At 57.3% G+C, this 24,023-nt stretch carries 18 protein-coding genes; 13 read left to right on the top strand and 5 right to left on the bottom strand.

Going from position 1 to position 24,023, the window contains the following annotated elements; all coding sequences use genetic code 11:
• Positions 1-225: 225 nt before the first annotated feature.
• Positions 226-1,140, bottom strand: coding sequence for a 2-dehydropantoate 2-reductase (gene panE / locus ACN28Q_RS03065; RefSeq protein ID WP_095848886.1), 915 nt, complete (start codon positions 1,138-1,140; stop codon positions 226-228).
• 297 nt (positions 1,141-1,437) lie between these two features.
• On the opposite strand from panE, the gene ACN28Q_RS03060 reads away from it, so the two are divergent.
• From ACN28Q_RS03060 to ACN28Q_RS03030, 7 genes are all read left to right on the top strand, one after another.
• Positions 1,438-2,418: a TIM barrel protein gene (locus ACN28Q_RS03060; RefSeq protein WP_095844980.1), complete on the top strand. Its 981-nt coding sequence runs from the start codon at positions 1,438-1,440 to the stop codon at positions 2,416-2,418.
• A gap of 60 nt (positions 2,419-2,478) precedes the next feature.
• Positions 2,479-3,519 carry a sugar ABC transporter substrate-binding protein gene (locus ACN28Q_RS03055; protein ID WP_095848885.1) on the top strand — a complete coding sequence of 347 codons (1,041 nt, stop codon included), beginning with the start codon at positions 2,479-2,481 and terminating at the stop codon, positions 3,517-3,519.
• A gap of 19 nt (positions 3,520-3,538) precedes the next feature.
• Positions 3,539-5,032: a sugar ABC transporter ATP-binding protein gene (locus ACN28Q_RS03050; RefSeq protein ID WP_095844979.1), complete on the top strand. Its 1,494-nt coding sequence runs from the start codon at positions 3,539-3,541 to the stop codon at positions 5,030-5,032.
• Between the two features lie 49 nt (positions 5,033-5,081).
• The gene (locus ACN28Q_RS03045) at positions 5,082-6,053 is read left to right on the top strand and encodes an ABC transporter permease (protein WP_095844978.1); all 972 of its coding nucleotides are present in this window, start codon (positions 5,082-5,084) and stop codon (positions 6,051-6,053) included.
• Entirely contained in the window at positions 6,053-6,910 is an 858-nt protein-coding gene (locus ACN28Q_RS03040; RefSeq protein WP_095844977.1) for a MurR/RpiR family transcriptional regulator, read from the top strand. Before ACN28Q_RS03045 ends, ACN28Q_RS03040 begins: the two co-directional genes overlap by 1 nt.
• Before the next feature lies 1 nt (position 6,911).
• On the top strand, positions 6,912-7,775 hold the full coding sequence (locus ACN28Q_RS03035; protein ID WP_095844976.1) for a ribokinase: 864 nt from the start codon (positions 6,912-6,914) through the stop codon (positions 7,773-7,775).
• A gap of 200 nt (positions 7,776-7,975) precedes the next feature.
• The gene (locus ACN28Q_RS03030) at positions 7,976-9,412 is read left to right on the top strand and encodes a glycoside hydrolase family 1 protein (RefSeq protein WP_095844975.1); all 1,437 of its coding nucleotides are present in this window, start codon (positions 7,976-7,978) and stop codon (positions 9,410-9,412) included.
• Between the two features lie 36 nt (positions 9,413-9,448).
• Here ACN28Q_RS03030 and ACN28Q_RS03025 read toward each other — a convergent pair whose 3' ends face one another.
• A complete protein-coding gene (locus ACN28Q_RS03025) occupies positions 9,449-9,931 on the bottom strand; it encodes a GNAT family N-acetyltransferase (protein ID WP_095844974.1) in 483 nt (160 codons plus the stop codon).
• A 93-nt stretch (positions 9,932-10,024) separates the two neighbouring features.
• On the opposite strand from ACN28Q_RS03025, the gene ACN28Q_RS03020 reads away from it, so the two are divergent.
• Genes ACN28Q_RS03020 through ACN28Q_RS03010 form a run of 3 tightly spaced genes read left to right on the top strand, consistent with a single transcriptional unit; the run spans position 10,025 to position 12,407 of the window.
• A complete protein-coding gene (locus tag ACN28Q_RS03020; RefSeq protein WP_095844973.1) occupies positions 10,025-10,966 on the top strand; it encodes a LysR family transcriptional regulator in 942 nt (313 codons plus the stop codon).
• 38 nt (positions 10,967-11,004) lie between these two features.
• Positions 11,005-11,847 (top strand): PhzF family phenazine biosynthesis protein, encoded by an 843-nt coding sequence (locus ACN28Q_RS03015; protein WP_095844972.1) that lies wholly within the window; start codon positions 11,005-11,007, stop codon positions 11,845-11,847.
• Between the two features lie 44 nt (positions 11,848-11,891).
• Positions 11,892-12,407: a ClbS/DfsB family four-helix bundle protein gene (locus ACN28Q_RS03010; protein ID WP_095844971.1), complete on the top strand. Its 516-nt coding sequence runs from the start codon at positions 11,892-11,894 to the stop codon at positions 12,405-12,407.
• A 40-nt stretch (positions 12,408-12,447) separates the two neighbouring features.
• On the opposite strand, the gene ACN28Q_RS03005 is transcribed toward ACN28Q_RS03010, so the two are convergent.
• The 3 genes from ACN28Q_RS03005 to ACN28Q_RS02995 all read right to left on the bottom strand — a co-directional run bounded on the left by ACN28Q_RS03005 (position 12,448) and on the right by ACN28Q_RS02995 (position 15,873).
• Positions 12,448-13,770 carry a histidine-type phosphatase gene (locus ACN28Q_RS03005; protein WP_165907017.1) on the bottom strand — a complete coding sequence of 441 codons (1,323 nt, stop codon included), beginning with the start codon at positions 13,768-13,770 and terminating at the stop codon, positions 12,448-12,450.
• On the bottom strand, positions 13,760-14,443 hold the full coding sequence (locus tag ACN28Q_RS03000; RefSeq protein WP_095844969.1) for an oligogalacturonate-specific porin KdgM family protein: 684 nt from the start codon (positions 14,441-14,443) through the stop codon (positions 13,760-13,762). The genes ACN28Q_RS03005 and ACN28Q_RS03000 overlap by 11 nt, the downstream gene beginning before the upstream one ends.
• Before the next feature lie 395 nt (positions 14,444-14,838).
• On the bottom strand, positions 14,839-15,873 hold the full coding sequence (locus ACN28Q_RS02995) for an FUSC family protein (RefSeq protein ID WP_095844968.1): 1,035 nt from the start codon (positions 15,871-15,873) through the stop codon (positions 14,839-14,841).
• Between the two features lie 629 nt (positions 15,874-16,502).
• Here ACN28Q_RS02995 and ACN28Q_RS02990 point away from each other — a divergent pair.
• Genes ACN28Q_RS02990 through ACN28Q_RS02980 form a run of 3 tightly spaced genes read left to right on the top strand, consistent with a single transcriptional unit; the run spans position 16,503 to position 24,018 of the window.
• On the top strand, positions 16,503-17,729 hold the full coding sequence (locus ACN28Q_RS02990) for an MdtA/MuxA family multidrug efflux RND transporter periplasmic adaptor subunit (protein WP_095844967.1): 1,227 nt from the start codon (positions 16,503-16,505) through the stop codon (positions 17,727-17,729).
• A complete protein-coding gene (locus ACN28Q_RS02985; RefSeq protein WP_095844966.1) occupies positions 17,726-20,923 on the top strand; it encodes an efflux RND transporter permease subunit in 3,198 nt (1,065 codons plus the stop codon). Before ACN28Q_RS02990 ends, ACN28Q_RS02985 begins: the two co-directional genes overlap by 4 nt.
• Positions 20,920-24,018: a multidrug efflux RND transporter permease subunit gene (locus tag ACN28Q_RS02980; protein ID WP_095844965.1), complete on the top strand. Its 3,099-nt coding sequence runs from the start codon at positions 20,920-20,922 to the stop codon at positions 24,016-24,018. The genes ACN28Q_RS02985 and ACN28Q_RS02980 overlap by 4 nt, the downstream gene beginning before the upstream one ends.
• Positions 24,019-24,023: the final 5 nt, after the last annotated feature.

Here is a 24,023-nt window from a genome sequence, read left to right as displayed (position 1 = left end):
ATGGCAGCGGTGAAAAGAATAGGGTGGCCAACCTCTCAATAAATTAAAAATCGTGTTTTATTTTTAATGAAATGATGTTTTAAAAATATGAAGTGTAAGTCTGGCGGAAGACGGAAGACGGAAGACGGAAGACGGAAGACGGAAGACGAAAAGGGGAAGGGAAGTATTACTGCGGTTGCCGGCCAGGCATGGGGCTTATCAGGCCCCACGGCACTGGCGGGGGGATTATCTTGCCTGCTGATACACCGACAGGTGGGTGTAAACGGCATTCAGTAATGGAGCATTCACCGCATGGGCGGCGGCAATGCGCACCAGATCGCCAATAATGTGGTCGGCTTCCACCGCAAAGCCTTGCACCATGTCGCGGTACATCGATGAGGTTTGCGGCGACTCGGGGTCGGTCAGCGCATTGATGGTGCTGGCCACCATCCCTTCGCGCTCACGGTATCCGCCCGCTTTGATGGTCGCGGCAATTTCGTGGATCAGGGCGGTGGCAAAGGCTTTGCCGCCGCTGGCCGCCGCCACCTGGCCGATATTGCCGCGCATCAGGCAAGTGATGGCGCCCAGGCTGGACAAGAACAACCACTTTTCCCACATTTCACGGGTGATGTCGTCAGCAAGGCGGGCATTAACGCCAATCCCCTGGAACTGCGCGTCGATCTGGCGAATGCGCTCGCTGTGCTCCCCGGATAGTTCACCGTAGGCGATATCATGCAGCGGGGTCATCTGCACGATATTGCCGTCGGCATCCACCGTGGCGTTGATTTTGCAATACCCTCCGATAACCGCTTCGGCACCAAAACGTTGCTTAAGCACGGCCAGGTGGCCCATGCCGTTCAGCACCGGCATGATGGTGGTATTGGCGCCCACCGCCGGTGCGATGTCGTCCAATGCGGCAGCGAGGCCAAAGCTTTTCACCGTCAGCAGGATCAGATCAAAAGGCGCGTTGAGATCTTTCGCCTGGGCAATGTTCGGCGCCAGTGAAAAGTCGCCCTGCGGGGTGATGACGTTCAGGCCGCTCGCCCGCAGCGCCGCCGCTCGTTTTTCCCGCACCAGGAAGGTTACGTCTCTGCCGGCCTGTGCCAGCCTGGCGCCAAAATACCCGCCGGTTGCCCCGGCGCCCACCACGAGAATGCGCATATTGTTGTCCGCTAAAGAGTTCAAGGTAAAAAAGACTATAGCAAAAGACGCGGTGCAATAGCATACGCGCCGTTGGCCTGAACTCTGCGATAGCGCTTTCGGCGAAAGGCCGCGCATTTCGCAAACTCTCCGGCTTTGCCGGCCCCTACGGGCAAATTCGTGAATCACTTCGCAAATTGATTATTTAAACATCCAGCGATCTTGCAGCCGCCTGCATGCAATGATAGTAATGCACTAGTTCACTAATATTTGTGAATAAGTAAAGTACATTACGAGTCAACACATGAAGGACACCCCATGTCGGAAATTAAATTTGCCACACGTCTGAACTCCTTTGCGTCAGGGGCCTTTCGCTACTGGCCGGGATTGAAGGGCAAGCCGTCGGTATTGCAAATGATTGAACGTGCCGGAACGGTGAAAGGCTTAACCCACCTGGATCTGAACTATCCCCAGCACATCACCGACGATCTGAAGACCTTGCGTCAGAAGATTGAAGACGTGGGGCTGGCGGTCAACGGTATGCAAATGCGCTGGGACGCGCCGGAGTTTAAAATCGGCGCGTTTACCAACCCGGATGCAACAATCCGCCGTCAGGCGATCGAACTGACCAAACGCGGCATTGACGCCGGCCGTGAATTCGGCGCGGGTTTAATGACGCTGTGGATGGGGCAGGACGGCTTTGATTACTGCTTCCAGGCCGATTACAAAAAAATCTGGGAAGATGCCGTCAGCGCAGTGCGCGAAGTGGCGGAGTATGCGCCGGATATCGACATCAGCATCGAATATAAGCCCAACGAACCCCGCGCCTTCAGCATTTTCCCCAACGCGACCACCTGCCTGCTGGCGGTGGAAGAAGCCGGCTGCCGTAACCTGGGCATCACCCTTGATTTTGCCCATGTGCTGTTTGCCAATGAAGTCCCGGCCTTTGCCGCCGCCATGGTGGCGCGCCGCTCACGCCTGCTCGGCCTGGATCTGAACGACGGTTGGGGCAAGCGCGATGATGGCCTGATGGTCGCTTCCGTCAACCCGCGCGCCACGCTGGAATTCCTCTGGCAGATGAAGCGCGACGGTTATCAGGGCGCTTACTACTTCGATACCTTCCCGGATGCCAGCGGCCTTGATCCGGTGCGTGAAGCAGAAACCAATATCGCCACGGTGACCCGCCTGTTAGCGCTGTGCGAAAAACTGGAAGGCAACGCCGAACTGTTGGCGGCCATTGGCCGGCAGGATGCGGTGGCTTCACAGCAGATCGTCAACGACCTGATGCTGGCCAGATAATCCCTACACCGCCGCAGCCCACTGCGGTATTTCCATCAATAACAACAGGAAAGATAGATGATGAAAAAACAATTACTCTCTGTACTCGCTTCTACCCTGTTTTGCACCAGCGTTTACGCGGCGGACCTGCCGCCGCTGCAATCCGACACCGAGCCGGATCGCACCGACTGGACGCAATTGGCCACCAAGTATGGCCCATTGCCCACCGTTGACAGCAAGCTGAAGATCGGTGGCGTCTCCAAAACGCTGACCAATGAATATTGGCGTTCGCTTGGCGAAGGCTATCAAAACGTGGCGAAAAAGTACGGCTTCACGCTGGCCTACCAGGCCGCGGCCAATGAAGACGATCAACTGGGCCAGCTCTCCATTGCCGAAACGTTAATTTCCCAAGGGTTTAATGGCCTGCTGGTTTCCCCGCAGACTGACGCGAATTTGCAGCCGGCCTATGAAGTTGCCAAAAGCAAAGGCATTCCGGTGGTGAATGTGAACGATGCCGTGATGCCGAACGTGCAGTATTACGTGGGCAACGTTCAGAAGGATAACGGCGTCAGGGTTGCCGACTGGTTTATCAAACACCATCCGCAAGGCGGCAAGGTGGCGGTTATCGAAGGACAACCGGGCGTTTACGCCGCAGCGCAGCGCACTAAAGGGTTCCGGGAAACGATCGAAACCAACGGCAAGTTCACCGTGGTGGCCAGCATTCCGGCCAACTGGAGCCGTGAAAATGCCTACAACGCCGCCTCCACCATTTTGCAGCAGCACCCGGATTTGATTGGCTTTTATGCCAACAATGACGGGATGGCGCTGGGGGTTGTGGAAGCCGTGCGCTCGCTGGGCAAAGCCAGCCAGGTGGCAGTGTTTGGCACCGACGGTATCTCTGATGCCTATGCCTCGATCAAGCGCGGTGAGCTGACCGGCACGGTGGATAGCTTCCCGGTGCTGACCGGCGAAGTGGCGATGGAAGTGATGCTGCGCCTGATCGACGGCCAGAAACTCTCGCGCGTGGTTTCCACCCCGCAGGCGTTGATCACCAAAGAAAACGCGGATGCTTTCTCGACCAAAGACAACGCCAAGCTGCGCCAGTTGCTTGAGCAGCACTAAGCAAGGCAACGGAGGGGTTATGGAACAGTTCTGTTTAACGATGCGCAGCATCAATAAAACCTACGGCAGCGTGGCGGCAGTGCAGGACGTTGATTTTTCAGTCCGGCGCGGCGAAGTGCATGCGTTGATTGGTGAAAACGGCGCGGGCAAGTCGACGCTACTGAATATTCTCTCGGGCGTGCGGGCGGCGGACTCCGGTGAAATCAGCGTGGAGGGCCAGGCGATTCAAATGAAAAACCCGCTTTCCGCGCGCCGCGCCGGGATTGCGATGATCCACCAGGAATTGCAGCACGTTCCCGAACTCTCCGTTGCGCAGAATATGTTTCTTGGGCGGCCGTTGACCAAATATAAAGGGTGGTTCGTGGACAGAAAGGCCCAGTACGCGCGGGCGAAATCGATCCTGCGGCGGCTGGATCCCAGCATTAATCCCGACGAGCCGATTAAAAACCTGAAGGTTTCCCAGCAGCAGATTGTCGAGATCGCGCGTGCGCTGCTGGATGAGGCCAAAATCATCGCCATGGACGAACCGACGTCGAGCCTGACGCCGACCGAATTTGACCGGCTGGCGGAGCTGATTTCCGATCTGAAATCCATGAACGTCTCGCTGATTTATGTCTCGCACAAGATGAACGAGATTTTTAAGGTGTGCGATCGCGCCACGATTTTACGCGACGGCAAACAGGTCGGCGTGGTGAATATCTGCGACGAAACGGAAGAGAGCATCGTCACCAAGATGGTGGGGCGCAAGATTGAGAAAGTGCAGCACCAGTCGTTCGTCACGGATCAGGAAGTGCTGCGGATCGAAGAACTGGGGCGCGATAGCGCCGTGCTGCCGGCCAGTTTCAGCGTGCAGGCCGGGGAAGTGCTGGGCATCGCCGGGCTGGTGGGCTCCGGGCGCACCGAACTGCTAAAACTGATCGCCGGGATTGACGCCAAAACCAGCGGCCGCGTGCTGATCGATGGCGTGCCGGTGAAAAACCTCAACGTCAGCAGCGCGATTCGTGCCGGGATTGGCCTGGTGCCGGAAGATCGGAAAAAAGAGGGCATCATTAAGGAACGGGCGGTGAAAATGAATATGGCGCTGCCTTCCATGGGGAAATTCACCCGCTATGGGCTGCTGAAAAACGCGCGCTTAAACCAGATTACGCTGGAAGTGATGAGCGATCTGAAACTGCGGCCGTTAAATATTGATAAACCTATCGGCACCCTAAGCGGCGGTAATCAGCAAAAGGTGATAATCGGCCGCTGGGTTGCCGCGGATAATAAAGTGTTTTTATTTGATGAGCCAACCCGGGGGATTGATATCGGAGCCAAGTCGGAAATTTATAATCTGATAGAAAAACTGGCCCGGCAGGGAAAGGCGATTGTGGTCGTTTCTTCAGAGATGCCGGAAATTATACGCATCTCGGATCGCGTATTGGTCATGCGTGAAGGGAAGGTGACCAAAGAACTGAAAGGCGATGCGATTACGGAAGAAAATATTGCACGCTATGCGATTAACGATCTGACTTAAAACATAACCACTGTAACTGTAACCTGCTTTTATCACTAAGGTAATCATTATGATGGCACAAGGTAATACTCAGCCAAAAGTAAACCCTGCATCGCTGTTTAAGTTTAATTTGCGTGATGCGGGCACGCTTATTGGTTTGCTCATTATTGTTGTCACCTTCTCTTTTCTTTCACCGATGTTTTGGACCGTGCCCAATTTGCTGAATATTTTGCAGCAATCGTCTATTAACGGCATTATTGCGCTGGGGATGACGCTGGTGATCATTTCCGGCGGCATCGACCTTTCCGTGGGGCCGACGGCGGCGCTGTCGGCGGTGCTCGGCGCCACGCTGATGGTGGCCGGCGTGCCGGTGCCGCTGGCGGTGATGGCGACCCTGGGCATTGGGGCGATGTGCGGGGTGTTCAGCGGTACGCTGGTGGCTTACGCCGGGTTGCAACCGTTTATCGTGACCCTTGGCGGCTTGTCCCTGTTCCGCGCGCTGGCGCTGATCTTCACGAACGGTAACCCGATTTTTGGCATCCCGGTGGAGTTCCGTACCCTGATCAACAGTACGGTGTTTGGGGTGCCGGCGCCGATTGTGATTGTTATCACCATTGCCGTCATTTTGTGGGTATTGATGAATAAAACCCCGCTGGGTGAATATATTCTTGCCGTCGGTGGCAATGAAGAAGCCGCCCGCGTGGCCGGGGTGCCGGTAAAAAGAACCAAGGTGACGGTGTTTGTTATTTCCGGCGTGTTGGCTTCTTTGGCTTCGCTGATTCTGATTGGCCGCCTCGGCGCTGCCGAACCGACGATGGGGAATTTATGGGAACTGGACGCTATCGCGGCGGCCGCCATCGGGGGCGCTTCGCTGATGGGGGGCAAGGGGAGCATTATCGGTACCCTGATCGGCGCCATTATTCTGGGGGCGCTGCGTAACGGTTTGACGCTTCTGAATATTCAGGCGTTTTATCAATTGCTTGCTACTGGCCTTATAATTATTATAGCGATGTTGATTGACAGAGCGACAAGAGGCAAGTAATGAAGCAAGATCCGCGAGCAATAGGCGCTCAAATTCGCATGCGATTGCCACACCTGACGCCATTGGAAAGGAAAGTTGTCGATTCAATTACTTCGAAAACGGATTTGTCCGAGCAAACGTCGTTAAAAGAGATTGCTCAGGGGAATAATGTTTCTGAGGCAATGGTAGTGAAATTAGCCAAGAAACTTAATTTCTCAGGCTTCCGGGAATTTAGAAGTAGTTTAATTTATTATAACTATTCTGAAGTGGCCGGCTTACATGCGGAAATTGAACCCGATGACTCGTCGGAGCAATTACTGGCAAAAGTATTCAGAACCTCTATTCAGGCAATAGAAGAAACCATTTCTATTTTGGATATTTCTGAATTCAACCGTGCAGCTGACATTTTGTTTAAAGCCAGGCACATCGATTTATATGCCGTCGGCGGTTCGGCAACCGTCGCCCGTGATTTGTCGCATAAATTGCTCAAAATCGGGATCAAAACAACGGTCTATGATGATGCCCATATTATGCTGATGTCAGCGGCGGTTTTATCGGATGATGACGCGGTGATCGCCATTAGCCATTCCGGCGCAACCCGCGCGGTGAACGATCCGATCAAACTGGCTGCGCGTAACGGTGCCAAAGTGATTGCCATCACCAACTATGCCGAATCGCCCATTGCGCGCAATGCGCACGTGGTGCTCAATTCAACCTCTCAGGGATCGCATTTGCTTGGGGAAAATGCAGCGTCGCGCATTGCCCAGTTAAACATACTGGATGCACTGTTTGTGGCGATTGCACAAAAGGATCTGAAGAAGGCCGAAAAGAACCTGATGAAAACCCAGCAGGCGGTTCAGGACCTACGAGAATATTAACATGGGTAAAATACTCGTTACCGGCAGTCTCCATTACGACATCATGCTGCAGGCGCATCACCGCCCGGAAAAGGGGGAAACGGTTATCGGCAGCGCCTGTTCCTATAAATTCGGCGGCAAGGGCGGCAACCAGGCGGTATCGGCGGCTAAGGCCGGGGCGCAGGTGAGCTTCGCCGGTGCGGTGGGGGCGGATTCCCAGGGGACATTTTTGCTCTCGGTGCTCAACCAGCACGGCGTAGACCACTCGCAGGTGACAGTGACCGCCGCCTCGCCCTCCGGCATGAGCGTTGCGATCACGGATGCGGAAGGCGACTATGGCGCGGTGGTGGTTTCAAACGCCAATAACCATATCGATCCGCAGTTGTTTCATGATGATGCCGTGTGGAACCAGGTGAGCATGCTGTTGTTGCAAAACGAGGTGCCGGAGGCGGTGAACTTGCAGGCGGCCAGCGAAGCGAAAAAGCGCGGCGTGACGGTGTGCCTGAATGCGGCGCCCGCCCGGGCGCTGAGCACAGCCCTGCAATCCTGTATCGATCTGCTGGTGGTCAACGCGGTGGAAGCGCGGGATCTGAGCGGCATCCCGGTGCCGGATCTGCCCGGTGCCTGCGCCGCCGCCGAAGCGTTGAGCCAGGCCTATCCGGCGGTGGTGGTCACCGCCGGCGAACACGGCGTGGCTTTCTGTGAAGCGGGGGAGAGCAGCCAATCCCTGCCGGCGCAGAAAGTGGTGTTGATCAGCACCCACGGCGCCGGCGACTGCTTTATGGGCATATTGTGCACCTCGCTGTTACAGGGCCACCCTCTGGCGCAGGCGGTGGCCAACGCAAATCAGGCCGCCGCCGAGCACGTTTCGCGCCCACACTCCTGACCCTCTCTTGAGGTTATTCGCCCCCCGGCTGCGGTTGGGGGCGCTGACCGCCCGCCGGGCTGTCGGCTTCTCTGCTTTTATTTTAGAATCTCTGTGCGCCGCCATCGCGCAAGGACGGATGGCTAGCCAAATAGCGCCGCCTGGCCGCACGGGCCAGCGAGTGCTGTGACACAACCCGCGTTCATACAGAGACGAACTCAATGAAAAATCGGTTTCCGCAAGGCTTTTTATGGGGCGGTGCTACGGCCGCCAACCAGGTTGAAGGGGCTTATGATCAGGAGGGAAAGGGGCTGTCGATTGTCGATGCGATTCCAGGCGGCAAGCAGCGGTTAAATATTGTTTCATCGGCCGAATTTGACTTCACCATTGAGCCGGAAAAGTACAGCTACCCAAACCATAAAGGCATCGACCATTATCACCGCTTTCGCGAAGACATCGCGCTGTTTGCCGAAATGGGCTTTAAGTGTTACCGCTTTTCCATCGCCTGGACCCGGATATACCCGAATGGCACCGAAGAAACGCCGAATGAAGCCGGCCTGCGCCATTACGATCGGGTGATTGACGCCTGTATTGCGCACGGTATTGAACCGGTGGTGACCATTTCCCACTATGAAATGCCGCTGCACCTGGCCACCGCCTATGGCGGGTGGAAAAACCGTGCGTTGATCGCCTGCTATGAACGCTTTGCCCGCACTGTGCTGGCGCGCTTTGGCCACAAGGTCAGATACTGGATGACCTTCAACGAGATCAACAGCGCCGCCCATTTCCCGGTGATGAGCCAGGGGCTGATCGTCAAAACCGGCGCGCTGGAGACCCAGGCCAAATTCCAGGCCTGGCACAACCAGTTTGTTGCCAGCAGTATGGCGGTGAAAATCGCCCATGAGATCCGCCCGGATATCCAGATCGGCTGTATGATCCTCTACGCCACCACCTACGCCTATGACTGCAACCCCACTAACCAGTTGGCCGCCCTGCAAGAAACGCAGGCGTTCAACTTCTATTGTGCGGATGTGCAGGCCGGCGGCAAATACCCTTACTATGCCAAACGCCTGTGGGAAACGCTCGGTGTGGAATTGGCCATCGAACCCGGCGATCTGGCGTTAATCCGGCAGCATACCGTGGATTACATCGGCTTTAGCTATTACATGTCGTCAACGGTCAATAAGACCGAGCCGGATAGCCAAGCGGCGCAGGGGAACCTGCTGGGCGGGGCGCGCAACCCATTTCTGGCGGCCAGCGAGTGGGGCTGGGAGATCGATCCCGTTGGCCTGCGCATCGCGCTTAATCAGCTGTATGATCGCTACCAAAAGCCGCTGTTTATCGTCGAGAATGGCCTGGGGGCGGTCGATCAGCCGGACGCCAACCACTATGTGGCCGATGATTACCGCATCAATTATCTGCGCCAGCACATTGAAGCGATGGCCGAAGCGATTGAGGATGGCGTGGAACTGATGGGCTATACCCCGTGGGGCTGTATCGATCTGGTTAGCATGTCCACCGGTGAAATGTCGAAGCGCTACGGCCTGATCTATGTCGATCTGGACGATACTATCGCCGGCAGCGGCAACCGTTATAAGAAGAAATCTTTCTACTGGTACCAGAAGGTGATCGCCACCAACGGCGATGATATCGGCTAATCGCCAGGCCGCCCCGGGTGCACGGGGCGGCAAGCCTCATTGCGCGGTAGCCATGTTGTGCAGAGAATCCCCTTCTAGCCTGTAGCGGATCCACTCTGCCTGCGGTTCGCCGCCCAGCCGGTTGTACACGTCGATCGCCGGTTGGTTCCAGTCCAGCACGCTCCACTCCAGGCGGCCGCAGCCGCGCGCGACGGCCAGTTGCGCAATGTGTTTCAGCAAGGCTTTCCCGGCGCCCTGGCCACGGCATTCAGGGGTGACGTATAAGTCCTCCAGGTAGATGCCATTGCGGCCCAACCAGGTGGAATAGCTGCTGAAGAACACCGCAAAGCCGATGGGCGTGCCGTTCGATTCGCAAATCAACGCTTCGGTGGCGGCGCGCTCGCCGAACAGCGTTGCCTCGATTTCCGCCGGGGTGGTTTTCACCTCGTGCAGCGCTTTTTCATACTCGGCCAGTTGGCAAATGAACGAAAAAATAGTGGCAGCGTCGCGCTTTTCCGCCGGGCGAATGTGTAATGTCATGATGGTCTTCCAGTGTGTTTATCAGTGATGCATCATCATAATCACTGCTCTATACTGCATGAAGTGCAATATCATCAATAGACAGTGAATTTTATGCATTCTTATTTACGCCGGATGGATCTCAACCTGCTGCTGGTTTTTGACGCTATTTATCGCCACCAGTCGGTTACGCGAGCAGCGGACGAGCTGGCAATGAGTAACTCGGCCTTAAGCCACGCGCTGGGGCGCCTGCGCAATGCGCTGAACGACGAGCTGTTTTACCGCTCCGGCCAACAAATGTGCCCAACGGTATTGGCGGAAAGCCTGGCTGCGACCATCGGCGACAGCTTGCGCACGCTGGAGCGCGAGCTGAATACACAGCCGCGCTTTGCGCCGCTGCACAGTCATGAACAATTTACCTTTTCCGTCACCGATTACACCGCGTTTTGCCTTTTTCCAACGTTAATGGCCGCTCTGCAGGAGCGCGCGCCTTATTTGCAGTTTCAACTGTTGCATGGCGATCAAAAAGTGGCGATCGAGGATTTACTGGCCGGGCGTATTGATTTCGCGCTGGGTTTCACCGAATCTACCGATAGCCTGCATGAGGATATTGACGAGATTGACTGGATGGAGGATCGCTACGTCGCCATCACCGCGGCAGCGCAGCGCAATGATCTTACGCCGCTGTCGTTGGCCGAATACCTGGCGGCAAAGCACGTGGTGATCACCCCCTGGAACGAGGCGCGTGGGGCGATTGATTACGAACTGGATAAACTGGGGCGGCAGCGCACTATTGCTTTGCGTATGCCTTCGCTGCTGGCGGCGCCGTTTATCATCGCCCAGAGCCGGCTGTTTATGACGCTACCGGCGTTCGCCGCCCGGCAGCTGGCGCCATTGCACCATTGGGCGATACATGAATTACCGTTTTACGTGCCGCCGTACCGGATCAAAATCTATTCTCACCGGCGTAACCAACGCCGCGAGGCCAACCGTTGGCTAACCGAGCAAATCCGCGCGCTGGCTTTTTCCGGCGCATTGGCCGCTGCGGGCGTATAAACCGCAGCGGCGTCTTATTTTGGGCAGGAGAAGATCCGTTGAGCATTGATGTTTTACGTATTGCCGCGTTTTCCGAGGGGCAGACAGGCGGCAACCCGGCGGGGGTGCTGATCGCCGAACAACTGCCGGATCCTGCCGAGATGCAGCGGATCGCGGCCGACGTGGGCTATTCGGAAACGGTTTTCGCGGCGCCCTGTGAACAGGGCTGGCGGGTGCGCTATTTCTCGCCCCTGATGGAAGTGCCGTTTTGCGGCCATGCGACCATCGCCCTGGGCGCGGCATTGGCCCTGCGCCAGGGGAACGGGGTGTTTACCCTGGTGCTTAATCAGGCGACGATCACCGTTGAAGGGGCGCAGGCCGAAGGCCGGCTTTCGGCGGTGTTGCAATCGCCGCCGACCCATAGCGCGCCCGCTTCAGCGCCGCTGGTGGCAGAGGTGTTGGCGTTGTTTGGCTATACGCCTGGCGATGTCAGCAGTGCGATTGCGCCGGCGCGCATCCACGGCGGTGCCGATCACTTTGCCTTGACCCTCAACACGCGTGAAGCGCTGGCGGCCATGCATTACGATATCGCAGCCGGGCAGGCGCTGATGCTGCGTGAAGGCTGGGCCACCATCATGCTGGCCTATGCGCAAACGCCGCAGCGTTTTCATTGCCGCAATCCGTTCGCCTCCGGCGGGGTGTATGAAGATCCGGCAACGGGCGCGGCGGCCGCCGCTTATGCGGGTTACCTGCGGGATATTGCCTGGCCGCACGCCGGGGCGATCGACATTATTCAGGGTGAGGATATGGGGATGCCTTCGCGTATTCACGCTGACATCACCTCGGTTACGGGGGCGTCAATCCGTGTTTCCGGCACCGCGCGCCGGATGACGGCGGAGTAACCGGCTGCCCCCGATTATGGCAGGAAAAACAAAAGGAAGTGACGATGGCCGTGCCGGAATCAAAAGGCGCATTGATCAAAGCGGTGAACAGCAATTTCGCGCTGCTGATGAAAAAACTGGACGACATACCGGCAGAAAAGGCGTTTGAGCCGCTGATGCCGGGGCATGCCAAGGGCAGCGTAATGAGCGTTGCCCAACTGGTGGCCTATCTGATTGGCTGGGGGGAACTGGTTTTGTCCTGGCATGCGAAAGAAAGACAGGGCCTTGAAATCGCCTTCCCCGAAGACGGTTTTAAGTGGAACCAATTGGGGTTGCTGGCGCAAAAGTTTTACCGTGATTATGCGCAGATTACGGACTACGGCGCCCTGCTGATGCGGCTTGCCGATAATAAACGGCAGATTATCGCGTTGATTGACGGCTTTAGCGATGAGGCGCTCTACGGCCAGCCGTGGTACGGCAAATGGACGCGTGGCCGGATGATTCAGTTCAACACGGCGTCACCGTATAAGAACGCCTGCGGCAGGCTAAACGCATTGCGAAAAGTAGGCTGTGTCCCGTAATAGTGCATGACACAGCCTAGCCTGGCGCTGGCGTTAGCCCCTACTGGAAAATCGGCTGAGGGGTGTTGATGCCGGCAACCTGTGCGTGTTGCATCATCTGCAGCACGTGGTCGAGCGGGCACAGTGTTCCGCGCGCGGTTTTATGGCAATGCTTATCGCTGTAATCCTTGCTGAGCAAGGGGTGGGCGGCGTCTATGCGGTGCAGGCTGCGCCACTGATCCAGTGACATGGCGGTAAACGCCAGGCGCACCAGGCGTTGGCCGCTGCGTTTATCGCGGTAGCGTTCAAAAACCAGGCTGCCGCCCGGCGGGATGTCATTGGGCGGGTATTCCCCCAGCGCCCAGTTCATGTTTAGCATGGTGTGGATTTGCGCAATATTGGTGTCATGGCCGATAAACAGCGTGAGCCGTGGGGCAGGAGTTTTGGCGGCCGGCTGTTCCAGCGGCGTGCCCTGCTTCAGTGCGGTGGCGAGCTGTGCCATCAGTAATGTGCCGCCATGGCGCGCCAGCTCCGGCGTATCGCTGATCAAATCGTATTTCGCCGCGTGCAGCGCCATCAGAGCCGCCACCTGTTTGGCGTTGGCGGCATGGCCGAAGGCGACCTGGCTGAGCGGCAACCCTTCGCTGTATTGCAGGCGGATAGTTTCGCCGATATTCGCTCCGGGCGACAGCGGGCCTTTCAGCGCAAAACCGTTTTCTTTCTCAACCAGCTTCCACGGTTCGTGCAGGAAGGCGCACGCCTGCGTATCGTCGGCGCAAACCGCGGCGCGCAGGAGTTCCACGTCGGGCTGATAATGCGCGGCCGCCGCGGCTTCGCTGCCGCCCATGCGCGCCATGATCTGCTGCCTGGCCAGCGCCTTATCCGGCTTCGCCAGGCCCATATCTACGCTTTGAAACAGCGGATCGTAGCGGTTGCGGGTGTGGCCGGCAGCCAGGCCGCAGCCGGGAAACATGCCGTCAAGCAGCGCCTGCGCGGTGGCTCTGGTGCGTTGCAGTGGGCTGGCCCAGGCAAACACCGCACCGGCCGGTGGGCACGCCGGCCCGAGCGCTAACCCGGCGCGGCGCCAACTGGCGATCTGGTAAGCCGCCTGGTTAATGATGCCGGCGTAGCCGTGGCCGGAAAGGTGGCCGTCCTCGACGTTCCATTCCGGCCATTGCTGGCCGGTGGCCTTGTTCAGCTTTTCCGTGTCGGTTTGTGGGCGCACGCCGTGGCGGCTCAGCATCACCACTTTTTCCAGCGTGTAGCGTTCGCCTGCCGCATGTGCCGGGGCAGTGGCCAACAACGGCAAGGTGCTCAGGGCTAACAGGGTGGCGCTGAACATGGGGTTATACATGCGGCGGTGTTTACGGAGGTTAAAAAGCATATTCAACCCCCGTGGTGTAGACCGTCTGCCGGCGTTCGCTGTTTTTTGCCACTGATTCATTACTGACTTCCATGACATATTTCCAATGGGTGAAGAATTTAATCTTCATGGCCACCTCGTGCTTATAGTCGGTGTCTTTTTTGGCATAAATCGGTTTGTCGCTAAAGTAGCGTGCGTATTTATAGACCAGTGTTGCCGGCTGTATTTTGTATTTTGCACCGATGTCTATGCGGTGCGTGTGTTTAGTGGGTTTTTCATCATAGTCGGTTATTTCATAACGGTAGCGCGTGGCGAAAGACAGCGATTTATTATAATCCCAGCGGATCTCCAATCCGGGCTTCCAGGTTTTTTTCTCATCGTACAGATTGAGCGACAGGCCGGGCGTTAGCGTGAAGTTGGCCGGCGCATTAATCGCATAATCAATGCCGAACACCTTTTTTTTATTTTTTAAATGGTTGAATGCCTGCCCGCTGCGGCCATCTTCGGTTTCGCGCGGTGAGTACTCAAGCTCTGTCGAGACGCCAAGGCCGTTTTCAAAACCGTGGTTTAATTCAAATTTATCGGTATGCTCACGGGTAACGTCAGCAAATTCGTGCGCCCAGGAAAGCGACAGCGCATGGGCATTTATGGAAAAAAGCAAACAGGGTAAAACAAATAAATTACGATTATACATTTGTCTTGTTCAGCTAATTGATAATTATTCAGGAAACAACTTCCTTCGAGGCGCTATTTTTCCAGCGAGAAAAAATAAAAGCAAGGAAACGGGAGGCTACTCATCTTTTCTTAATAAAACCTTCATGAAAAATTATTATTCATGCTGAAATGTTTAAACGTTAATTATGGTAGCGTCATCTATATATTCAGGAAATATACCCAAAATAATTCGAGTTGCAGGAAGGCGGCAACGCAGCGAATCCCCAGGAGCTTACTTGAGTAAGTGACTGGGGTGAGCGAGGAAAGCCAACACACCTGCAACTTGAAGTATGAAGGGTATAGATTGTCGCGAGATCATTTCCCAATCCATTATGTCTGGCACAGGCGCTTATTCTCCGGTGCGGCAATCGCGGTTCATTTATTGACGATTTGCCGCCGGGTAAACAGACGGGTCATCATGACGGCAAAGATCGCAAACATCCCGCCGAGCGCGGTCGATTCCAGGCGGTGCGTGGCGACATCCACCTGCGAGAAGCCCAGACTGGAAATCATAAACACCACCATCAGGGTGACGAAGAAAGTGAAGATAAAATAGGATTTTGAAATCAGCGAATAGGAAAAGGTAAAAGCGATATAGCCAAACAAAATAAACCCGCTGACAAGCAGCAGCGGGCTGTGCCAATAGGCTATCAGCGTGGCCGCCAGGATACTGCCCATCAACGTGCCCAGCACTCTCGCCTGCACCCGCGCTACCGTGTCCTTATAGTTATTGCGCAGGCAAAACAGCAGCGTCATACCGGCCCAGTAGCCATTTTTCAGGTGGAACAGTTCGACGGTGCTTAATGCCAGGCACATGGTCAGTAGGGCGTAAAAAATCGACCATTGCAGATGGATCTTGCGCTTGTATTTGCTGGTGGTGATGCGCAAAAAACGCAGCCATGAACGTGGGCTGAAATCCTGCCGGTGAAAGCCGTAACGGCGGAAGACCAACGCCAGAAACAGCATTTGCAGCAGGCCGCCGCCGCCCGTCATGGCCGCACGGGCGGCGGCGTGTTCCGCAGAGCCGGCGAAATAGCCGGAAACCAGATAGGCGATCGCCCATTGCAGCAGCATCCACCAGGCGCTGCTGTCTACGTTCGCCATCGTGACGTAGACCCCGGCATACAGCATGGCGCCGGCGATGTATAACGGTAAAAAGTTCCCCGTCAGGCAGCCCAGCCAGGAAGAGAAGGCCAGCCCGAGCGTGGTGGTGATGAGCAGTGAAAACGCCGAGCCGCCCCAGGTTTTGTTGGCGCCAAACGCCAGCGTTAATGCGCCGCTTGCCACCACGCTTGCCGCCGGGACGCGATCCAGCGCAAAGCCGACCAGGTAAATCACGATAATGGCCGGCAAGCAGCACAGGCCCAGCAACATATCCTGCTGTAAGGTGATGGGAAGGCGAATCGGCAAACGGTGTCTCCTGAATCTGATGGGCAGCGGGCGTATCCACGGCGGCAATAAAGCCTATTGTAGCCTAACGGGCGGCGGGCTAAGGCCGAACAAATTGCATGCCGCGGTGGGGGCTTGTTAAGGTTATCCACGCCTGTTGGCAGAGGCTGGCCGTGGATGCATCCGCCGGCGGCTGAAAATAGTGAAGCCTTTTAACGAAAACCTTACAGTTCAGCTATAGAAAGCAGTTAGCATAGTTGACGATAATAAGCGCCTATACCCAAAATAATCCGAGTTGCAGGAAGGCGGCAACGCAGCGAATCCCCAGGAGCTTACTGGAGTAAGTGACTGGGGTGAGCGAGGAAAGCCAACACACCTGCAACTTGAAGTATGAAGGGTATATACACGTCATCCTTCAAGTTGCTTCTTTGTTGGCTGCGTTCAGAAACCCCGGTCACAGAGTTATCTCTGCTCCCGGGGATTTCCTCACTTGCCGCCTCGATGCATCTTGAATGATTTTGTGTAGATACCCAAAATCATTCGGGTTGCCGCAAGGCCAACACATCGGCAGCGTGAAGTATCAAGGGTATATACCTTCCTTATCCCGCAAGTGGGTGAGGTGTCCTTTTCTCATCAACATTAAGATTTTCATGACTAAGCCATCGCGTTCTCGATTATTGAAACTTCTGTTACTTGTCATCTTGGTTCTGATCGTTGCCGGCGTGGTCTGGCGCCTGTGGCCGCAAGGGCAGAGCGGCCAAAGCGGTATGCGTGGCCCCGGTGGTCACGGCGGCCCAGGCCGGATGATGATGAGCGGTGGCAATACGCTGGTTCATGCTGGAACCGCCACCCAGGCCGATGTGCCGGTGTACCTCAATGCGCTGGGTACGGTGACGCCGAACGCCACGGTAACGGTGACCAGCCGGGTCGATGGGCAGCTCATGAAAGTCTATTTCACCGAAGGGCAGAAGGTTGAAGCCGGTCAGTTGCTGGCGCAGATCGATCCGCGCAGTTACCAGGCCACGCTCGCGCAGTATCAGGCCGAACTGAGTGAAAACCAGGCGCTGCTGAAAAGCGCGCAACTCACGCTGACCCGCTACAAAAAACTGTTCGCGCAGGATTCGCTCTCACGCCAGGATCTGGATACGCAGATCGCGACAGCCGGGCAGTACAGCGGCGCGATTAAAGCCGATGAAGCGCAGATTGCCGCCGCCAAGCTGAACATCGAATACGCGCGCATTACCGCGCCGATCAGCGGGCGCGTGGGCCTGCGGCTGGTGGATGCGGGCAATATGGTGACCAGCAGTGATACCACCGGCATCGTCACCATTACCCAGACGCAGCCCGTCGCCGTGACCTTCAGCGTGCCGCAAAGCAATATTCCGGTGCTGCTGAAAGCGTTGCACAACGGGCAGAGCATGCCGGCCACCGCGTTTGATCAGGATAACAAAACGCAGCTTGCCGAGGGCAAAGCGCAGTTTATCAGCAACAGCATCGATACCAGCACCGGCACCGTGCAGTTAAAAGCCCTGTTCGACAATGAGGATGAGGCGCTGTACGCCAACCAGTTCGTCAACGTGCGTCTGCAAACCGGCCTGCTGTCGCAGGCAACGGTAATTCCTTCCCAGGCGCTGCAGCTTAGCAGCGACGGCAGTTTTGTCTTCGTGATCAATCAGGACAACACCGTGACGCGCAAGGTGGTGGCGACCGGGCCGAGCTTCGGTGAAGACCAGCGGGCGATTATTTCCGGCGTGGCGCCAGGGGATCGGGTGGTAACGGAAGGCGTCGATCGCCTGGCCTCCGGCAGCAAAGTCAGTGTGGTCACGGCGGAGCAGACACAGACCGGCGCGGCCAGTGGGAGCGCTAAGGCTCAATGAACCCGTCACGAATATTTATTGAGCGCCCGGTCGCGACCATCTTATTGATGGTCGGCGTGTTGATTTCCGGGATTTTTGCTTATCGCACGCTGTCAACTTCCGCCCTGCCGCAGGTTGACTATCCTACCATCCAGGTGACGACGCTCTATCCGGGCGCCAGCCCGGACGTCATGGCGTCATCCGTGACCGGGCCGCTGGAGCGCCAGTTGGGGCAAATGGCCGGCCTGAGCCAGATGACCTCCAACAGCAGCAGCGGTTCTTCGCTGATCACCCTGAAGTTTTCGCTCGATCTGTCGCTGGACGTTGCCGAGCAGGAAGTGCAGGCGGCCATCAATGCCGCCGATAGCCTGTTGCCAAGCGATCTGCCCAACCCGCCGACCTATAAAAAGGTTAACCCGGCGGATAGCGCGGTGATCACCCTGGCCGCCAGTTCCGATACCCTGCCGCTGATCAAAGTACAGGACCTGGTGAACACCCGTATCGCGCTCAAGCTGTCACAGATTTCCGGCGTGGGGATGGTGACGTTGGCCGGCGGGCACCAGCCTGCCATCCGCGTGCAGGTGGATCCGAAAGCGCTGGCGGCGCGGGGATTGACGCTGGAAGACGTCAATACGCTGATCGGCAACAGCAACGTTAACGGTTCGAAGGGCGGCTTTGACGGTAAATACCACTCGGTCACCATTGATGCCAATGACCAACTGCGCACCGCCGAAGAGTACGGCAACCTGATTCTGGCTTACCAGAACGGTGCGGCGCTGCGCCTGCACGATATCGCCCATATTGAAGAAGCATCGGAAAACAGCTATCAGTCGGCGTGGGCCAACCGCAGCCCGGCGATTGTCATCAGCGTGCAGCGCCAGCCCGGCGCCAACGTTATCTCGGTAGTGGATAATATCAAGGCCCAACTGCCGACGCTGCAGGCGGCACTGCCGGATGGCGTGAAAATGGAGATATTGTCCGATCGCACGCAAACCATTCGCGCTTCAATCAGCGACGTGCAGTTCGAACTGATGCTGTCGATTGCGCTGGTTATCATGGTGACCTTCCTGTTCCTGCGCAATATCGCCGCGACGCTGATCCCAAGCGTAGCGGTTCCTTTGTCGCTGGTGGGCACCTTCGGCGTGATGTATCTGGCCGATTTCAGCCTCAACAACCTGTCGCTGATGGCGCTGACCATCGCCACCGGCTTCGTTATCGATGACGCCATCGTGGTGGTGGAGAATATTTCCCGCCGGCTGGAAGAGGGCGAAACGCCGATGCAGGCGGCGCTGAAAGGCTCGCAGCAGATTGGCTTCACCATCATCTCGCTGACTTTCTCGCTGATTGCGGTGTTGATCCCGCTGCTGTTTATGGGCGATGTGGTCGGGCGGCTGTTCCGCGAATTCGCCATTACGCTGGCGGTGGCGATACTGGTGTCGATGCTGGTGTCGTTAACCTTAACGCCGATGCTGTGCGCCTATTTGCTGCGCCACATCCCGCCGGAAAAACAGTCGCGCTTTTCGCGCAAGGGCGGGGAGTTTTTCGACAAGGTGATCCACGGCTACGATCGTTTGCTGACGGTGGTGCTTAACCATCAGAAGTTGACGCTGCTGGTGGCGCTGGGCACCTTCGTGCTGACGGCGCTGCTTTATCTGATTATCCCCAAAGGCTTTTTCCCCACGCAGGATACCGGGTTGATTCAGGGGATTAGCGTGGCGTCGCAGGATGTTTCTTTTGGTGAAATGGCCAAGCGGCAACAGGCGCTGGCGGATGTGATTTTGCAGAATCCGGCGGTTGAGAGCGTGTCGTCCACCATCGGTATCGACGGCAACAACACCAGCCTGAACAGCGGGCGCCTGCAAATCAATCTTAAATCGTTCGATGAGCGCGACGATCGCGCCGACACGGTGATCGCCGAGCTGAAACAAGCGGTGCGCAGTGTGCCGGGCATCGAGCTGTATATGCAATCGGCGCAGGATCTGACGGTGAACGACCAGGTGACGCCGAGCCAGTATCAGTTCACGCTGGATGACGCCGACAGCGAAAACCTGGTGAAGTGGTCGCCGCAACTGGTGGCGGCGTTGGCAAAACGCCCGGAATTCAACAACGTGGTCAGCAACCTGCAGGATCAGGGGCAGGTGGCCTATGTCGAACTGAACCGCGATAAAGCGGCGCGCTACGGCATTACCGCGTCCGATGTGGATACCGCGTTATACAACGCCTTCGGGCAGCGCCTGGTTTCGACCATCTTTACCCAGTCGAACCAGTACCGCGTGGTGCTGGAAGTGGCGCCGGCCTATCAGCAGTCCCCGGCGTCGTTCGATGACGTTTGGCTGGCCAGTACGGTGTCTTCCGACAGCAGCAGTTCATCCACAACATCGACGTCTTCTACCAGCTCAACGTCCTCCACGTCGTCGTCAACCAGTTCGACCAGTTCGACGGCCAACATGGTGAAACTGACCTCGATCGCCACCATCCATCAACGCCCCGGTTCGCTGATGCATATGCGGCTGAACCAGTTCCCGGCGGTCACGGTGTCGTTCAATCTGAATGACGGCTATTCACTGGAAAACGCGCAGCAGGCGATTACCGAGGTCAGTAAGCAACTGGAACTGCCTTCCAGTATTACGCTGCGTTACCAAGGGGAAGCTTCCGCCTTCCAGAGCGCCAACAGCAACACGCTGTGGCTGATTCTGGCGGCGTTGCTCACTATGTACGTGGTGCTGGGCATTTTGTACGAAAGCTTTATTCATCCGGTCACTATCCTGTCGACGCTGCCTTCGGCGGCGGTGGGGGCGCTGCTGATCCTGCTGCTGGCCGGCACCGAATTCAGCCTGATTGCGCTGATTGGTGTGATTTTGCTGATCGGTATCGTCAAGAAGAACGCCATCATGATGATCGACTTTGCGCTTGAGGCCGAGAACCATCAGCACCTTAGCCCGCGTGAAGCGATCCATCAGGCCTGCCTGCTGCGCTTCAGGCCGATCCTGATGACCACCATGGCGGCATTGCTCGGCGCGCTGCCGCTGATGTTGGCTTCCGGTTCCGGGGCGGAGCTGCGCCAGCCGTTGGGGCTGGTGATCGTCGGCGGTTTGATCGTCAGCCAGGTGTTGACGCTGTTCTCCACGCCGGTGATTTATCTGTGGTTCGATGGCCTGGCGCAGCGTGGGAAACGCTATATGCGTAAAGCGCAGCAGTCTCAGGGCGGGGAGTGAATATGGTACGGTTGTTTATCTTCCGTCCGGTCGCCACGCTGTTGCTGACGCTGTCGATCCTGCTGCTTGGCATGCTGGGTTATCGTCTGCTGCCGGTGGCGCCGCTGCCGCAGGTGGATTTCCCCACCATCATGGTGACCGGTTCATTGGCCGGCGCCAGCCCGGAAACCATGGCCGCCACGGTGGCGACGCCGCTGGAGCGGGCGCTGGGGCAGATCGCCGGCATTACCGAGATGACCTCCAGCAGTTCGTCCGGCAGCACCAATATCATTTTGCAGTTTGAACTGAACCGCGATATCAACGGCGCGGCGCGCGACGTGCAGGCGGCAATCAACGCCGCCCGCAGCCTGCTGCCCAGCAGCATGTCGACGCTACCGACCTACCGCAAAGCCAACCCGTCCGATGCGCCGATCGTGATGCTGGCGCTGACTTCGGCAACGCGCCCGGCCGGCGAACTCTACGATCTGGCGGACAGCAAGATCGACCAGAAAATCGCCCAGGTGCAGGGGGTCGGCGAGGTGTCGCTGATGGGCAGCGCGCTGCCGGCGGTGCGTATCGATCTGCAGCCGCAGATGCTGACCCACTTTGGCGTTTCGCTGGATACGGTGCGCGCCGCCATTGCCGATAGCACCACCAACCTGCCAAAAGGCATTTTGAACGGCGGCAGCCAATCGTGGGTGGTGGACAATAACGGCCAACTGGATAAAGCGGCGCAGTATCGTAACCTGGTGATCAGCTATCAGAACGGCCGGGCGATCCACCTGAGCGACGTGGCGACGGTGTACGATGCGATCGAAGACAAATACCGGGCCGGTTACTACAACCAACAGCCGGCGGTGATGATTGGCGTGACGCGGCAGGCGGGCGCCAACATGCTGCAAACCATTGATGCGATCAAAGCATTGCTGCCGGATCTGCAAAAGGAACTGCCGGCGGATACGCAGTTGAAGCTGGTGGTCGACCGCTCCACCACCGTGCGCGCCTCGCTGTATGACACCGAAGAGACGCTGCTGATCGCCGTGCTGTTGGTGATCGCCGTGGTGTTCGTGTTCCTGCGCAATGTGCAGGCGGTGATTATCCCGGCGCTGGCGTTGCCGGTATCGCTGATCGGCACCTGCGCGGTGATGTACCTGCTGGATTACAGCCTGGATAACCTGTCGCTGATGGCGCTGATTATCGCCACCGGTTTTGTGGTGGATGACGCCATCGTGGTGTTGGAAAACATCACCCGCTATATCGAAGCCGGCCTTAGCCCGGTGCGGGCGGCGCTGAAAGGGGCGCGGGAAGTTAGCTCCACCGTGCTGTCAATGACCTTATCGCTGGTGGCGGTGTTTATCCCAATCCTGCTGATGGGCAGCGTGATCGGGCGGTTATTCCGCGAATTCGCGGTGACGCTGACGGTGTCGCTGTTGATCTCGATGTTGGTGTCGCTGACGCTGACGCCGATGCTCTGTTCGCGGCTGCTAAAACGCAAACCGGCGGTGACGAAACGGCCGCATCCGCTGTACCAGTGGATTGAAAATCAGCTCAACGCTTTGCTGGCGGCCTATTCCCGCGGGCTGGACTGGGTGATGAAGCACCAGCGCCTGACGTTGTTCAGCCTGCTGTTGACCGTGGTGCTCAACGTTTTCTTGTACACCGTGGTGCAGAAGGGCTTCTTCCCGACCCAGGATACCGGGCTGCTGATGGGCATGGTGCGCGCCGATCAGAACATCTCGTTCCAGGCGATGAAGCCCAAGATGCAACAGGCCGCCAAACTGATTGCCGCAGATCCGGACGTGGATGGGGTGATGGCATCGATGGGCAGCGGCGCGTTCGGTTCGCGCAACAGCGCCAACTTCTTCGTGCATCTGAAAGACTTTAACCAGCGCAGCGCCACGGCGAGTGAAATCGCCAACCGCCTGAGCGCCAAAGCACAACATCTGGCTGGCATGCAGCTGTTCTTGATGGCGGCACAGGATCTGCGTGTCGGCGGCCGCAGCGCCAACGCCAGCTACCAGTACACCCTGCAGGCGGACGATCTCAGTACCCTGCGCACCTGGACGCCGAAGGTGCAGGCGGCGCTGGCGCAGATCCCGCAACTGACCAGCGTGGATTCCGACTCGCAGAACGGCGGGCAGGAAGTGATGATCAATATCGATCGCGATAAGGCCACGCAGTTGGGCATTGATGTCAATATGCTCGATACGCTGCTGAATAACGCCTTCAGCCAGCGCAAGATTGCCACCCTGTACCACACGCTTAACCAGTATCATGTGGTGATGTCGGTGGATGACACCTTCACCCGCGATCCGGATACGCTGAAAGATCTGTTCGTGGTGAACGACAACGGCGATCAGGTGCCGCTGTCTGCCTTCGTCACTTTCAGCAGCGACACTGCGCCGTTGTCGGTGGCGCATCAGGGGCAGTCCGCCGCCAGCACCGTCGCTTTCAACCTGCAGGACGGCGTTTCGCTGGAGCAGGCGCAGGTGTTGATTAAAAACGCCATGGCGCAGATCGGCCTGCCGAGCGACGTGCAGGCCGGCTACAGCGGTACTGCCCGTGAGTTCGGCGAGCTGACCGCCACCATGCCGTGGCTGATCCTGGCGGCGCTGGCCGCGGTGTATATCGTGCTGGGTATGCTGTATGAAAGCTATATCCACCCGTTGACCATTCTTTCAACGCTGCCGTCGGCCGGCGTGGGCGCTTTGCTGTTGCTGCTGTTGACCAACACCCAGCTTACGGTGATCGCGCTGATCGGTATTTTGTTGCTGATCGGTATCGTGAAGAAGAACGCCATCATGATGATCGACTTTGCGCTAATGGCCGAACGCCAGCAGGGCATGTCGCCGCAGCAGGCGATCACCCAGGCCTGCCTGATGCGTTTTCGCCCGATTATGATGACCACCCTGGCGGCGTTCTTCGGCGCGCTGCCTCTGGCGTTGGGCAGCGGCGGTGACGCCGATTTGCGCAGCCCGCTGGGCCTGGCGATTGCCGGTGGTCTGGCGCTCAGTCAGTTACTTACGCTGTTCACCACGCCGGTGGTGTACCTCTATCTTGATCGCGCCAGCCGCGCCACTCGTCGTCAGTGGCAGCGTTTGCGCCATGCTGAATAACCATT

Source organism: Gibbsiella quercinecans, assembly GCF_002291425.1.
Taxonomy (GTDB): domain Bacteria; phylum Pseudomonadota; class Gammaproteobacteria; order Enterobacterales; family Enterobacteriaceae; genus Gibbsiella; species Gibbsiella quercinecans.
Note: the sequence above shows the minus strand (reverse complement) of the source record. Positions and strands in the feature narration are given on the sequence as shown.

Bases quoted from the DNA above. Each gene is read 5' to 3' on its own strand.
- panE (WP_095848886.1), bottom strand. From the start codon at position 1,140: ATGCGCATTCTCGTGGTGGGCGCCGGGGCAACCGGCGGGTATTTTGGC.
- ACN28Q_RS03060 (WP_095844980.1), top strand. From the start codon at position 1,438: ATGTCGGAAATTAAATTTGCCACACGTCTGAACTCCTTTGCGTCAGGG.
- ACN28Q_RS03055 (WP_095848885.1), top strand. From the start codon at position 2,479: ATGAAAAAACAATTACTCTCTGTACTCGCTTCTACCCTGTTTTGCACC.
- ACN28Q_RS03050 (WP_095844979.1), top strand. From the start codon at position 3,539: ATGGAACAGTTCTGTTTAACGATGCGCAGCATCAATAAAACCTACGGC.
- ACN28Q_RS03045 (WP_095844978.1), top strand. From the start codon at position 5,082: ATGATGGCACAAGGTAATACTCAGCCAAAAGTAAACCCTGCATCGCTG.
- ACN28Q_RS03040 (WP_095844977.1), top strand. From the start codon at position 6,053: ATGAAGCAAGATCCGCGAGCAATAGGCGCTCAAATTCGCATGCGATTG.
- ACN28Q_RS03035 (WP_095844976.1), top strand. From the start codon at position 6,912: ATGGGTAAAATACTCGTTACCGGCAGTCTCCATTACGACATCATGCTG.
- ACN28Q_RS03030 (WP_095844975.1), top strand. From the start codon at position 7,976: ATGAAAAATCGGTTTCCGCAAGGCTTTTTATGGGGCGGTGCTACGGCC.
- ACN28Q_RS03025 (WP_095844974.1), bottom strand. From the start codon at position 9,931: ATGACATTACACATTCGCCCGGCGGAAAAGCGCGACGCTGCCACTATT.
- ACN28Q_RS03020 (WP_095844973.1), top strand. From the start codon at position 10,025: ATGCATTCTTATTTACGCCGGATGGATCTCAACCTGCTGCTGGTTTTT.
- ACN28Q_RS03010 (WP_095844971.1), top strand. From the start codon at position 11,892: ATGGCCGTGCCGGAATCAAAAGGCGCATTGATCAAAGCGGTGAACAGC.
- ACN28Q_RS03005 (WP_165907017.1), bottom strand. From the start codon at position 13,770: ATGCTTTTTAACCTCCGTAAACACCGCCGCATGTATAACCCCATGTTC.
- ACN28Q_RS03000 (WP_095844969.1), bottom strand. From the start codon at position 14,443: ATGTATAATCGTAATTTATTTGTTTTACCCTGTTTGCTTTTTTCCATA.
- ACN28Q_RS02990 (WP_095844967.1), top strand. From the start codon at position 16,503: ATGACTAAGCCATCGCGTTCTCGATTATTGAAACTTCTGTTACTTGTC.
- ACN28Q_RS02985 (WP_095844966.1), top strand. From the start codon at position 17,726: ATGAACCCGTCACGAATATTTATTGAGCGCCCGGTCGCGACCATCTTA.